Consider the following 12,789-nt stretch of genomic DNA (forward strand, 5'->3'; position numbering starts at 1 on the left):
GTACTGCAGGGGGGACCCTGTGGGAGAGTAGGACGCCGCCGAACAAACTTTGAGGGAAAGCCCCGCACCGTATGGTGCGGGGCTTTTCTGCGTTTAGGGCCATGGTGTGCGGGTCCGCGTCTAGGGTGCGGAGATGGGATACGACATCAGGCCGGTGACAGCCGGCGAATGGCGCGAGCTCAAGGAACTGCGGCTCGCGGCACTTTCGGACCCGGCGGCATCCATCGCCTTTCTCACGACCTATGCCCAGGCGTCGGCGTACCCCGACGAGCGCTGGCAGGAGAACGCTCAGGCAAGCGAGTCGGGACTCGGCGTCGTCACGTACGTAGCGGTGGCCGCCGACGGCAACTGGGCGGGGATGGCGACCGTACTCCTGGAGACCGCCGACCAGCCGAAGGCCAAGGTGGTGGGCTTCTACGTCCGCCCCGAACACCGGCGGACGGGCGTGGCCGCCGAGCTGCTGCAAGCGGCAGCGGCGCGGGCCACGGACGGACCGGCGGGAGCCGAGAGCGTCTTCCTGTCGGTGCATGAGCAGAACGTCCGGGCGCAACGGCTGTACGAGGCTCAGGGGTTCGTACGCACCGGCGAGACCGAGGAGGACGCCACGGGGACGATATGGGAGTACGTACGGAAGCGGACGTCGTGAGCCCGCCGACCCGGTGAGCCGGTCAGCCCGTTGAGCCCGACGGTCTGGGGCTCAGGCCGGCAGTGTGGCGTGGGGCCAGCGGGCGCGGGCCTGTTCGGGGGAGCGGAGCGTGGCGAGCGTCAGCAGGCCCTGCGTGGCGCCGGAGGCGATGAGCTCGGGAAGGGCCGGCAGGGGGGCGAGCGCCGCGATGTCGTCGAGGACGAGGGTGAGTGGTGGGTCGAGGCGACCGTCAGATGACCGTTCGGCCATGCGGCGGCCGCGCTCGACCACGCTTGAAACGAGTGCGGTGAGCAGTGGCATCGCACCCGGCGTCGTGCGCGGGTCCTCGAGGGACTCGCCCACAACGTAAAGCGTTCCCCCTTCGCCGACAAATGATTCGAGGGCGAGGGCATCAGCTCGCCCTGGATTGCACGCGTCCCGGATGTGGACGGAGGACAGGGCGGCCAGCGCGCGGGCGACCAGCTGCTGGGCCATGTCGCGGCGTTCGGGGTGCGCGGTCAGCACGGACTCCAGCTCGCCGGCCCGGCCGGACGCCGCCTTGGAGTTCGTACGGAGAATGCGTACGGGCTCGTGGGCGGCGCCGCTGCCCTGTGCCCAGCGGTGGATCTGCCGGAAGGGTCGGCCGTCCACGGCGGCGGCGTGCAGCCAGCAGCGCAGCAGCGTTTCTGCGGCGTCGGCGAGAGCGGAATCGAGCGTGCTCGCGGGGCGTACGGGCGCGAGGAGCGCGGCGGCACGCGTACCGGCGACGGCGATGTCCGCGCAGCCCGCGGTGGGGGACCAGCGGAGGCGGGCGGGGGTGTCGAGGGCGTGCAGCGGGTCGTAGACGTGCAGCGGCCCGAGTTTTGCCCGTGCGTCCTTGGTCTCGGCCCAGAGGGTCGGATCGGTCGTCGCTACGAGGAGCGGGCCCTCGGCGGCGTTGATCACGTCGAGCGCGGCGGCGCGGGCAGCGGGGCGCTCGGTGCGGTGGTGGTAGTGGACCTGGGGGAGCGGGGCGCCGGCAGCCGCCTCGGTGACGCTGCCGCCGCCGACGAGGGTGGGGGGAGGGGCTGCCGGGCCGGTACGGGCCGCGCCCAGCGCGGTGATCGCCCCTGCTGCTCCCGCAGCCCCGGCTGCGGCGGTCGTGCCGGCGGTGTCGGCGGTACCGGGGATGGGGGCGCTCGTACGGGCCTCCGCGGGCACGGCCGGTGCGGGAACGTCTGTATGGGCATCTGAGGCCTGCTGCGGCGCCGGTGCGGCTGTGGGGACGGCGGCGGCTGCTGCGGCCGTCGTGCCGCCACCCACGGCGGTGTCCGCCGCCTCTGAGGCGGGGTCAGGAGCAGCGGTCACGGCGGGGGCAGGCGCGGGCACCGGGGCGGGAGGCGCCTGCCCTGCCTGTGGCTCCTTGGTCATCGGTACGGGAGGCTGGGCGCCTTCGGGGCGTTCGCCGGCCACCCGCCGCTGGGCGGCGTTCCGTTCGGCTCGGCGCTGGGCGCGTACCGCGCGGAAGCGGGTGACCGTGCCCATGACGAAGACGGTGAGGACGACCAGGACCATCAGCTCGCTGATGAGGACGCCCCAGAAGAGGCCGTAGCCGGAGAGCTGGCCTGCTGGGGTGGCGGGCCAGGCGCCGGCCAGGTCGTGCGGCTCGGTGACCAGTTCGCGCATCGCGAGGGGCGTGCGCGGGAAGGTCAGGTGCTCGGGCCAGCCGCCGTGGGCGAAGAGGCCGGAGAGGCCCGTGGCGAGCCAGACCAGCACGGTCAGGCCGAGGAGGAAGGCGAGGACGCCGACGAGCAGGGAGTCGGGGACGCCGCGCTCCCGTCGCCGGGGCCCGGCCCCGCCGTCCCGGCCCGGTCCGCCGGGGCCGTGTTCTCCGTACGCGTGCCCCTGCCGGTCGTACCGGTCGTACCCGTCGCCGCTCACGCCACCGACCTGTCCTTCGTGCTGCCGTGCTGTCCGTCCGGGGCCAAGGAGGCCAATGAGGCCAATGAGGCCCTCACGCCACCGTTTCGCTCGATTCGTTGCTGAGCTGGCGTGCCATGGCCATGGCTTCCGCGCGTGCTTCGGCCTCGGCGTCCGCGGCGCGCTCCAGGGCGCGGGCCTCCTCCGTGGGCTGCGCCGACGCGTCGGCGATGGAGGACTCGGTCATGGCGCGGTCGGTGTAGACCAGCGGGCGTTCGGCCTCGGTGATCAGGTGCTTGACGACCTGGACGTTGCCGTTGACGTCCCAGACCGCGATGCCGGGGGTGAGGGTGGGGATGATCTCCACCGCCCAGCGTGGCAGCCCCAGTACGCGTCCTGTGGCCCGTGCCTCGTCGGCTTTCTGGGCGTAGATGGTCCTGGTCGACGCCATCTTGAGGATGGCTGCCGCCTCTCGGGCGGCCGCGCCGTCGACCACGTCGCTGAGGTGGTGGACGACGGCGACGAAGGAGAGGCCGAGCCGTCGGCCGAACTTCAGCAGGCGCTGGAAGAGCTGGGCGACGAACGGAGAGTTGATGATGTGCCAGGCCTCCTCGACCAGGAAGATCCGTTTCTTCCGGTCGGGACGGATCCAGGTGTGCTCCAGCCACACGCCCACGATCGCCATCAGGATCGGCATCGCGATGGAGTTGCGGTCGATGTGGGAGAGGTCGAAGACGATCAGCGGCGCGTCGAGGTCGATGCCCGCGGTCGTCGGGCCGTCGAACATGCCGCGGAGGTCACCGTCGACGAGGCGGTCCAGCACGAGGGCGACGTCCAGGCCCCAGGCCCGTACGTCGTCCAGGTCGACGTTCATCGCCTCGGCGGACTCCGGCTTCGGATGGCGGAGTTGCTCGACGATGTCGGTGAGGATCGGCTGGCGGTCGGTGCCGGTCTCGTTGCCCTTGGCGGAGCCGACCCCATTGAGTACAGCGGCGTGCGCGACCTTGAGGGCGAAGCCGGAACGCTCGTCGAGGCCGTGGCCCATGGCCACCTCGATGATCGTGCGGAGCAGCGCCAGCTGGCCGGTGGTGGTGATCGACGGGTCCAGCGGGTTCAGGCGGATGCCGCCGTTCAGCGCCGCTGTGGGGTCCAGCCGGATCGGGGTTATGCCGAGCTGTTCGGCGATGAGGTTCCACTCGCCGACGCCGTCCTCGCCCTGGGCGTCGAGCACCACGACCTGGCGGTCGCGGAACCGGAGCTGGCGCAGGACGTAGGTCTTCTCCAGCGCGGACTTGCCGTTGCCGGACTCGCCGAGGACGAGCCAGTGCGGTGCCGGCAGCTGCTGGCCGTACAGCTGGAACGGGTCGTAGATGTATCCCTTGCCGCTGTACACCTCGCGGCCGATGATCACGCCGGAGTCGCCCAGTCCTGGTGCGGCGGTGGGCAGATAGACGGCCTGGGCCTGCCCGGTGGAGGTCCGTACGGGCAGCCTGGTCGTCTCCACCTTCCCGAAGAGGAAGCTGGTGAAGGCCTCGGTGATCGCGGCGAGCGGATCGAGCATGGCCATGACGTACGCGCCTCCCAGCGGCTTAGCGGCGGATCCCGGTCGCGAACGGAAGCGTGTTGACGAAGGCCCGGTGGTGCTCGCGGTCGCACCACTCCAGCTTGAGGTAGGACTTGCCGGCCGAGGCGCGGATGGTCCGCTTGTCACGGGCCAGCGCCTCGGGCGAACGGGACGAGACGGTGATGTACCCGACGATGTTCACCCCGGCCGCGCCGGACGCCAGGTCCTCGCCGCGCTGGTCGACGCGCCCGTGGTGGGCCACGTCGCGCGGGTCCACCACGCGGTTCATCTTGGCGGCGCGGCTGGCTTCCGCGTCGTCGTTGGTCTTCTCGGTCAGCATGCGCTCGATCGCCACCTCGGTCGGTTCGAGGTCCATGGTGACGGCGACGGTGCGGATGACGTCGGGGGTATGGACGAGCAGCGGGGCCAGGAAGTTGACGCCGACCGGGGTCAGCGGCCACTCCTTGACCCACGCGGTGGCGTGGCACCAGGGCGCGCGCGTCATGGACTCGCGCGTCTTGGCCTGGAGGTAGGTGGGCTCCATGGCGTCCAGCTCGGCCGGCCAGGCGTTGCGCTTGCTCATCGCCTGGATGTGGTCGATGGGGTGGTCCGGGTCGTACATGGAGTGCACGAGGGAGGCGAGCCGGGCCTGGCCGAGGGGCTGCCGCACCCGGATGTCGGCCTCGGCGAGGCGGGCGCAGATGTCGGTCAGCTCGCGGGCCATTACCACGGCGAGGCCCGCGTCCTTGTCCAGGCGCTTCCGCAGCAGTCCGCCGTTGTGCATGCGCGCCGCGCGGGCCATGGTCTCGGCCTCGGTGGCCAGCTCGCGGTTGTAGTGCATGCAGGCGACGAGGTACGCGCGGTGCTGCTCGGAGGAGGTGGAGACCATGGACTGCAGCTGGTCGTAGGAGTCCTGCAGCCACTGGGGGGAGGTCCGGTCGCCGCGCTGGGCGACGTCCTTGGCGTGTGCGTCCGGGTCGGCGGGGAGCGTACGGGCCAGCATCTGGAGGCGGGTGACGAACCCGTCGCCGTTCGCGACGTGCTTGAGCAGCGTCCCGAAGCGGTCGACCAGGGCCTCCTGGTCCTCGCTGTCGCGCAGGCCGACGCCGGGGCCCTCGATCTCTATGGCCGCGGTGACCGTACGCCGGTCGGCGTGCAGCAGTACGGCGATCTCGTCCGGGCCGAAGGGCGCGGAGAGCCAGTTGATGCGGCCGATGCCGGGCGGCGGGCCGATCTCGACCTCACGGCCGTCCATGCTGATGCCCGCCTCCTGGGTGCCGGAGCGGTACGTCGCGCCCTGGCGCAGTGTCCGCTTGTAGCTGCGGTTGATCTCGAACCACTTGTAGAACGTCCGGCCGCGGTACGGGACGTACACGGCGGCCAGCGCGATCAGCGGGAAGCCGGTGAGCGTCACGATGCGCAGCGGCAGGACGGGCACCAGCAGGCCGCACATCATCCCGAGGAACGCGCCCGCGATGATCAGCCCGATCTCGCCGGTCTCGCGGTTCTTGCCGATGACCGCGTTGGGCCGGGCGCGGCCGATGAGATACGTGCGTCGGGGCGTGACCGGGTGGGACTGGGTGCTCAACGCCCATCACCTCCTGCTGTCTTACCGGTGCGGGCGGAACCGCCCGAGGCCGCGCCGGGACGCGGGCCGGGGCTCGTACGGGGCGCGGGCGGGCCGGCGGTGCCGGAGCCGCCGCGTGAGCTGTGCGCGGCGACGCCGCCGGCCACGGCGTCGGCCGGGCGGGACTGGCCGCCGTTGCTGTTCCCGGTGTCGCCGGTGTTGCCGCCGCTGCCGCGGGAGCTGTGGGTCTTGATGCCCTGCGAGACGAGGGCGGCGGGGGAGGAGACGAGCGCCGCGGCCTGGCTGCCGTCGGTTGCGGCCTTCTTGTTGGTGCGGGCCGCCATGATCTCGTCGCCGAAGCCGGGGACGAAGCGGTAGATCATGGCGCTCGCGAAGATGGCGAGCAGGATGATGGCGAGGCCGGAGACGACGGCGGAGAAGGAGTCGGGGCCCTTCTCGGAGGAGAGCGCGCCGGCGATGCCCAGCACGATCACGATGACCGGTTTCACCATGATCACGGCGATCATGATGCCGGCCCACCGGCGGACGTGACCCCACATGTTCTTGTCGACGAGGCCGGCGTAGACGACCGTGCCGAGCAGGGCGCCGACGTAGAGCAGGGCGGCGCGGATGACCAGCTCCAGCCAGAGGATGCCGGCGGCGAGCACGGAGACGAGCGCGACGACGATCAGCATGATCGGGCCGCCGCCGATGTCCGTGCCCTTCTTGAGGGCCTCGGAGAACGACCCGAAGAAAATGTCCGTCTGGGCGCCGGTGCCTCTGGCGATGATCTCGGTGACGCCGTCGGTGGCGGAGACGACGGTGTAGAGGATCAGGGGGGTGAAGGCGGAGGCGAGGACGGTGAGCCACAGGAAGCCGACCGCCTCACTGATCGCCTCGGTGAGGCGTACGCCGCGTACGGCGCGCTTGGCGACGGCGAGCAGCCAGAGCACGAGCGTGAGGATCGTGGAAGCGGCGAAGACGACGGCGTACTGCCGCAGGAACGCGGCGTTCGTGAAGTCGACCTGCGAGGTCGCCTTCACGGCATCGGACAGCTTGGTGACGATCCACGCGGCGGCGTCGGCACACCCCTTGGCCAGGGACTGGAGGGGGTCGAGGGGGTTGCTGCCGGAGGCGGGCGGGGTCGAGCCGCCGCTCCCGCCCGAGCCGCGCTCCTCGCAGAGCTCCTTGGCCTTGTCGGTGAGGAGGTCGCAGGGGTTGTCGCTCGGCTTCGGGGAGGGCGCGGCGAAGGCACGCGAGGCGAAGAGGACGGCCCCGACCTGGAGGCCGGCGAACACTGCCGCGAGCGAGAGGCCGCGTCCCGGCCTGCTGGTGCGGGGAGACTTACCGGGCATACGTGAACCCTCCGAACCCTTCGACGGCCTTGGACATCTCCTCGGCCGTCGCGGCGGCCTGGTCGCGGCCGACCGGCGCCGGCCCCTTCTTCTGCGAGACCCCGGTGACCTTCCAGTCGCCTCCGACCCACTGCAGCTTCATGGTGGTCGTGTACCAGCTCTCCGTGACCGGGTTCTCCGAGCCCTCGCCGGCCAGGCCGAACAGGGAGGAGTACCAGACGGCGACCTTCGCGGACGTGCCCCCGAACGAGTCGACCTTCGTGCCGACCGGGTTGGCCCGGGACACGAACGTCTGGCCTTCCGGCGCCTTGCCCTCCTTGTCCAGACCGACGCCCGCCAGGAACTGCGGGTCGGCGTAGACCTTGCGCAGTGATTCCTTGCGGGCGGTCGCGGCGGAGGGGGCGTAGACCGCCTCGACGATCGCGTCACGCGTGTCGGAGCGGTACATGCCGTCGCTGGCGAGCGCCACCGCGTAGTTCGCAGCCGCCGATTGGGCGCCCTGTTCGGATTTGGGGAAGCCGGAGGGGATGGTGGGGGTGTCGGAGTTCTTGCCGGAGACGGGGCGTTGGCCCGTCGGGGCGGTGGGCTGGGCGGCCGGGGCGCCGGAGTCGCCGTCGGCGGAGTCCGAACCGGAGCCGGAGCCGCCGCGGTTGGCGAAGGCGATGGCGGCGATGAGCAGCACGACCACGCCGACGATCGTGACGAGGTTGCGGCTGGACATGCCGCCGCGGGGCCGGCGGCCGGAGCCGTAGACGTCGCCCTCGCCGCCGGGAAGTCTGGTACGCGTCTGGCCGGGGCCCTGGCCGCTGTACTCCCCGCCGCCGTACGCTCCGTCGTCACCGAGACTCATGGTGCCTGTGCCCCCTCAACCGGCATCGCTGCCGTCTTCGCCGTCGCCTTGCCGCAACCCGGGTACGACCGTAGCCGCGTGGGAGGCGGCCCGGTCGTCCTGATACGAGTACACCCCACTGTGACGGAACGGCGAACCCGTCCGCATCGCCTGTGGACAACTGCACGGCCGGTGCGGAGCGGGCTGTGGACGAGTGGGCGGAGTGGACATCAGCATGTGGCCTCGGACAGGGATATGGGCCAGGTGTGGCGGCCGCGCACAGCCGATGACCCATGGGACGTGAGCCGGGGCACGGCGCGGTAGAGCGCGCGGCAGGCGCGTGGACGGACGGTCGGGGCGTACGCACGGGCGTACGACGGATGTACGGGTCGGGGCACGGCGGGCAGGCGTACGGCAGCGGCCGCGCGGCCCGGCGGAGGGGACGTTTCGGCCGCTAGACCGCCATGCCGTAGACGATGGTGAAGAGGGTGCCCAGTGACCCGATGATGAAGACGCCGGTCAGGCCGGCGACGATCAGGCCCTTGCCCTGTTCGGCGCTGAAGGTGTCGCGGAGGGCCGTGGCGCCGATGCGCTGCTTCGCCGCGCCCCAGATCGCGATGCCCAGGCAGAGCAGGATGGCCACCGCCATCACCACTTCGACCATCACGCGGGCTTCGTTGCCCAGGCTCCCGAACGGGCCCCAGTCCGGGGCGATTCCGCCGATAATGGTGGTGATGTCGCCCTTTTCGGCCGCAATGAACATTTGTGAACTCACCGCCCCAATTGGGTAGTTGTCTCCCGTACCACATGGCACGGCCAGTCTCTATCTTCGCTGACGATTGCCCGTGACGATGTCGACTTGGCGTCAAACTTTGGCGGATCCCGTGTGGGCGGCGGGAGCAGGGGTGCGTACGTCGCCCACAGGGCCCATTATTCTCACCGTGTGTACCATGCTTGGTCACTCTGAGCAATATTGAGGCAGGAAGTGAACACGCAGCGCGGTCGGTGCAGGGGGAGTAGCTGACGCGTGGTCAATGTGCCTCCGGTCCGGGGGCCGTGGAGCGGCTGAGGGGCGGGCGGTGTCGCGCCGTACCCGTGGCGTGAGACGGGGCGGACAGGTGCACGGTTCGTCGGTAGCCTGACGGGGATCGATGTGGGGGTGAGGGGTGCAGTGCGCAAGGTCTGGGTGGGAACGGGGATCGGCGCCGGCCTCGGTGCCGGCTTTCTCGCGCTGCTGATCATCGGTACGTACGCCGCGGCCGGCGGCATCGGCGGCGCCGCGGGGCGGGCCGTCGGCCTGGCCAAGGGGTCGGTGCCGGCGGCGTACCAGGCGCATGTGCAGAAGTGGGGCGCGCTCTGTCCCGCGATCAACCCGGCGCTGCTCGCCGCGCAGTTGTACCAGGAGAGCGGCTGGAACCCCAAGGCGCAGAGCCCGGCGGCGGCGCAGGGGCTCGCGCAGTTCATCCCCGGCACGTGGGCCACGCACGGCGTCGACGGCGACGGCGACGGCGACAAGGACGTCTGGGATCCGGTGGACGCGATCGCGTCGGCCGCCTCGTACGACTGCGAACTGGCCAAGTACGTGAAGAACGTCCCCGGGGATGCCACGCACAACATGCTGGCGGCGTACAACGCGGGCGCCTACCGGGTCATCCAGTACGACGGTGTGCCGCCGTACCGGGAGACGCAGAATTACGTCAAGGTCATCACGACCCTCGCGAAGAGCTTCGAGGCGCCGGTCCAGAACGTGGAGCCCTCGCAGCAGGCGGCCGGCGCGATCTACTACGCACAGAAGAAGCTCGGCACGCCGTACCTCTGGGGCGGCAACGGGACGGCGGACCAGGGCGGCCGGTTCGACTGCTCGGGTCTGACCAAGGCCGCTTTCAAGACGGTCGGCATCGAGCTGCCCCGTGTCGCGAACGACCAGTGGAACGCCGGGCCGCACCCGAAGCGCGACGAACTGCTCCCCGGCGACCTGGTGTTCTTCGCCCACAACCTGAACGACCCGCGGTCGATCCACCACGTGGGCATCTATGTGGGCGGCGGCTACATGATCAACGCTCCGTACACGGGCGCGGTGATCAGATTCGACAAGATCGACACCCCTGACTACATCGGCGCCACTCGCGTCACAGAAGATGGCGCAAAAGCACTCCCCCGTCGAAACGCTGCGTGAACATGGGGCCTGAGCTGCGGCGATGAGTCAAGCTTCGATAACGTCCTGGTGATCATCCGGTGGAAAGTGGAACGTCGTGCGGGTGCATGACGTTTCCTTGGAGTGGGTGTGAGAGGCACTGCGGAGCGGGCTGTCGAATGACGCGGCCGGCACGGCACTGCTCGACGACCACGGGGGTTGGCAGCACTCGGATGGCGCTCGCGCGCGCGAAAGGTTAGGGGCCGCGGCACATGGCTGGACTCGCACTGGACGGGTCGAACCCCGACGTTGGCCTGCTCTATGAGGTCAACGGCCTCGCCAAGGACGCTCCGCACTGGTTCGACCAGGTGATGGAGTACGTCGGCGAGTACGGCATCATCGCCGGACTGGCGATCCTCTGTCTGGTCGCCTGGTGGGGCGCCCGCAAGAAGTCCGACGCGCCCGCCGCGGTGGCGGGCCTGGTCTGGGCACCGCTGGCGGCCGGTATCGCGCTGCTGGCCAACATCCCGATCCGGGAGTTCGTGGCCCGGCCGCGGCCCTTCAAGGACCACACGGGGCTGCAGGTCCTGGTGGAGGGCAAGAACGACTTCTCGTTCGTGAGCGACCACGCCACGCTCACCATGGCCGTCGGTGTCGGCATCTTCATCGCGCACCGCAAGTTCGGGCTGGTGGGCATCGCGCTCGCGCTGCTCGAAGGGCTGTGCCGGGTCTACATGGGCGTGCACTACCCGACGGACGTCATCGGGGGATTCGCGCTGGGTACGGCGGTCGCGCTGCTCTTCGCGCCGCTGGCCCAGGCGCTGCTGGTGCCGCTGATGAAGGCGATCGCGGCCTCCCGCATCGGGGCGCTCGTCCAGGTGCCCCGCGCGGGGACGGCGCACGCAGGCGGAGCGGGCGAGGGGGACGGCGCGGCTGTGACGGACGCGTTCGGGCCCGCGGGGGCGGCCGGTGCCGTCGGGGCCGGGGGCCCCGACGGGTTTCCGGAACCGCCGGGCGCGCCGCGCGACGGCCGCGTGAACCGCGACAAGGACCTCGCGGCCTGACGGTCCCGTCGCCCGACGGACGATCCGCATCTCGGCCCCGCCCGGACACCGGGCGGGGCCGACGCGTATCCACCGCCGGCCGGGCGCCGCACCCGCCGCGGGACCCATGGCCCGGCCCGCGCCCGCCGCTACAGCGCCTGCGGGAACGTCCGGAACAGGTGCTTCGGGTCGTACGTCTGCTTCACCTCGGCCAGCCGCCCGGCGGCCGCCCCGTAGTACGCCTTCTTCCAGTCCTTCAGGGTCGGGTCGGCGTAGTTCTGGTAGGCGGCGCCCGAGGCGTACCGGCGCATCGCGGTGTGCATTCCGGCCAGCCAGGCGTTCTGGGCCTTGCCCGTGCCGCTGGGCGCCCAGGAGGCGAGGTACTGCGCGAGGAACCGCGAGCGGCGGTGCACGAAGGCCGTGGCGGTGGGCTGCACACGGTTGATCGCGCCGCCCAGGGCGGTGAAGGCGACGTTGCCGTTGACGCCGTTGCGGCCCGCGCGCTCGATCTGGTCGAGGACCGAACGGATGCCGGCAGCGCTCAGCGAGCGGTCGAAGAAGTCGGAGCGGGCCGCGTAGGTCTCCCGGCCCAGCTGCCCGGCCGGGTTCCGCCCAGGGGTGCTGCCCGGCTGGTGGCACTGGGCGGTGGACTTCGAGGCGCAGCCCGCGTACGCCTCCATGGCGTCCAGGTACGCCTTCGGCTTGAGCGAGACGGAGGACGCGGGGCCGGGGCCGCCCGCGCGGTCGGCGAGCTTGTCGACGGCGTTCTGGAGGCCGCGGTACGAGCCGAGCGAGAACGCGGCGACGGAGACGGTCGGGGTGGCGCCGGGCCGGGCGTCCAGGTGGCAGCTGGACCAGATCTCGTCGGCCTGGTCCGGGCCCCACTCCTGCCAGGAGCGCAGCACGGCGGCGGCCTTGGACCAGGGCCAGGTCAGGTACGCCATCACCGCGTCCGGCGCCTTGTGCGTACGGAAGCGCAGCTCGGTGACCACGCCGAAGTTGCCGTTGCCCGCGCCGCGCAGCGCCCAGAAGAGGTCGGCGTGCTCCTTCGTGTCGCAGTGCACGGTCTTGCCGTTGGCCGTGACGAGCGTCGCGCCGACGAGGCTGTCGCAGGTCAGGCCGTACGCGCGGGAGACGACGCCATGGCCGCCGCCGAGGGTCAGGCCGGAGACGCCGACGGTCGGGCAGGAGCCGCCCGGGATGGTCACGCCGTGCTTGCCCAGGCCCTCGTAGACGTCGATGAGCTTGGCGCCGGCCCCGATGCGGGTGGTGCCGCCGGACGGCGCGGCGACCTTGGACAGCGCCGAGACGTCGACGATCAGGCGCTTGTCGCCGCTGGACCAGCCCGCGTAGGAGTGGCCGCCGTTGCGTATGGCGACGGGCGTGCCGTTCCGGCGTGCGAAGGCCAGGCACTCCGCTATGTCCCCGGCGTGCTTCACATAGGCCACGGCCGACGGCTTCAGTGTGTCGAAACGGGTGTTGTAGAGGCGGCGCGCGGTGGCGTACGCGGCGTCGCCCGGCCGTATCAGCCGGCCGTCCAGGCCCTTGCGGAGCGCGTCCCAGGACGTCCCTGACGTCTTCGCGGCCGCGTGGCCCGCTCCCGTACCGCCCGCGGCGAACCAGGCCGCCGTGGTCGCCGCGAGCCCGCCGCCCGCCTGCAGAATTGTGCGCCGCCTCACGGCCGCCCCCTTGCCGAACAGCGCCCGAGGCGCTTTCCCGATGCCTTCCGCCCAGCCAGATGCGGAAGTGGGGCTACGGGTTCCGCCGGGGAAG

Annotated in this window: 10 protein-coding genes; 3 read left to right on the forward strand and 7 right to left on the reverse strand. The window is 71.3% G+C overall.

Features of this window, described 5'->3' with window-relative positions:
- The first annotated feature begins 133 nt into the window (after positions 1 to 133).
- Complete coding sequence (locus ABZ840_RS14845) at positions 134 to 646, forward strand: GNAT family N-acetyltransferase (RefSeq protein WP_361558869.1); 513 nt, start codon at positions 134 to 136, stop codon at positions 644 to 646.
- Positions 647 to 697: 51 nt separating this feature from the next.
- Here ABZ840_RS14845 and ABZ840_RS14850 read toward each other — a convergent pair whose 3' ends face one another.
- The 6 genes from ABZ840_RS14850 to ABZ840_RS14875 form a co-directional block, all read right to left on the reverse strand.
- Positions 698 to 2,545, reverse strand: coding sequence for a type VI secretion protein (locus ABZ840_RS14850; protein WP_361558872.1), 1,848 nt, complete (start codon positions 2,543 to 2,545; stop codon positions 698 to 700).
- Between the two features lie 73 nt (positions 2,546 to 2,618).
- Positions 2,619 to 4,085, reverse strand: coding sequence for an ATP-binding protein (locus ABZ840_RS14855; protein WP_361559867.1), 1,467 nt, complete (start codon positions 4,083 to 4,085; stop codon positions 2,619 to 2,621).
- A 28-nt stretch (positions 4,086 to 4,113) separates the two neighbouring features.
- Positions 4,114 to 5,676, reverse strand: a complete 1,563-nt coding sequence (locus ABZ840_RS14860; RefSeq protein WP_361558875.1) for an SCO6880 family protein — start codon at positions 5,674 to 5,676, stop codon at positions 4,114 to 4,116.
- The gene (locus ABZ840_RS14865; protein WP_361558878.1) at positions 5,673 to 7,010 is read right to left on the reverse strand and encodes a hypothetical protein; all 1,338 of its coding nucleotides are present in this window, start codon (positions 7,008 to 7,010) and stop codon (positions 5,673 to 5,675) included. The genes ABZ840_RS14860 and ABZ840_RS14865 overlap by 4 nt, the downstream gene beginning before the upstream one ends.
- Positions 7,000 to 7,860, reverse strand: a complete 861-nt coding sequence (locus tag ABZ840_RS14870; RefSeq protein ID WP_361558881.1) for a hypothetical protein — start codon at positions 7,858 to 7,860, stop codon at positions 7,000 to 7,002. Before ABZ840_RS14870 ends, ABZ840_RS14865 begins: the two co-directional genes overlap by 11 nt.
- 433 nt (positions 7,861 to 8,293) lie before the next feature.
- Complete coding sequence (locus ABZ840_RS14875; protein WP_031067282.1) at positions 8,294 to 8,602, reverse strand: hypothetical protein; 309 nt, start codon at positions 8,600 to 8,602, stop codon at positions 8,294 to 8,296.
- 408 nt (positions 8,603 to 9,010) lie between these two features.
- Between ABZ840_RS14875 and ABZ840_RS14880 the strand changes: the two genes are divergently transcribed.
- Together ABZ840_RS14880 and ABZ840_RS14885 are read left to right on the forward strand one after the other, a co-directional pair.
- On the forward strand, positions 9,011 to 10,015 hold the full coding sequence (locus tag ABZ840_RS14880; protein WP_361559870.1) for a bifunctional lytic transglycosylase/C40 family peptidase: 1,005 nt from the start codon (positions 9,011 to 9,013) through the stop codon (positions 10,013 to 10,015).
- Positions 10,016 to 10,245: 230 nt separating this feature from the next.
- Positions 10,246 to 11,037, forward strand: a complete 792-nt coding sequence (locus tag ABZ840_RS14885) for a phosphatase PAP2 family protein (protein ID WP_361558884.1) — start codon at positions 10,246 to 10,248, stop codon at positions 11,035 to 11,037.
- Between the two features lie 128 nt (positions 11,038 to 11,165).
- On the opposite strand, the gene ABZ840_RS14890 is transcribed toward ABZ840_RS14885, so the two are convergent.
- Complete coding sequence (locus tag ABZ840_RS14890; RefSeq protein WP_361558887.1) at positions 11,166 to 12,695, reverse strand: FAD-binding oxidoreductase; 1,530 nt, start codon at positions 12,693 to 12,695, stop codon at positions 11,166 to 11,168.
- Between the last annotated feature and the right edge of the window lie 94 nt (positions 12,696 to 12,789).

The organism is Streptomyces sp. NPDC047117, from assembly GCF_040643545.1.
GTDB lineage: Bacteria > Actinomycetota > Actinomycetes > Streptomycetales > Streptomycetaceae > Streptomyces.

Coding starts and splice junctions, on each gene's coding strand:
- ABZ840_RS14875 (WP_031067282.1), bottom strand. CDS start 8,602: ATGTTCATTGCGGCCGAAAAGGGCGACATCACCACCATTATCGGCGGA.
- ABZ840_RS14885 (WP_361558884.1), top strand. CDS start 10,246: ATGGCTGGACTCGCACTGGACGGGTCGAACCCCGACGTTGGCCTGCTC.
- ABZ840_RS14865 (WP_361558878.1), bottom strand. CDS start 7,010: ATGCCCGGTAAGTCTCCCCGCACCAGCAGGCCGGGACGCGGCCTCTCG.
- ABZ840_RS14855 (WP_361559867.1), bottom strand. CDS start 4,085: ATGCTCGATCCGCTCGCCGCGATCACCGAGGCCTTCACCAGCTTCCTC.
- ABZ840_RS14870 (WP_361558881.1), bottom strand. CDS start 7,860: ATGAGTCTCGGTGACGACGGAGCGTACGGCGGCGGGGAGTACAGCGGC.
- ABZ840_RS14845 (WP_361558869.1), top strand. CDS start 134: ATGGGATACGACATCAGGCCGGTGACAGCCGGCGAATGGCGCGAGCTC.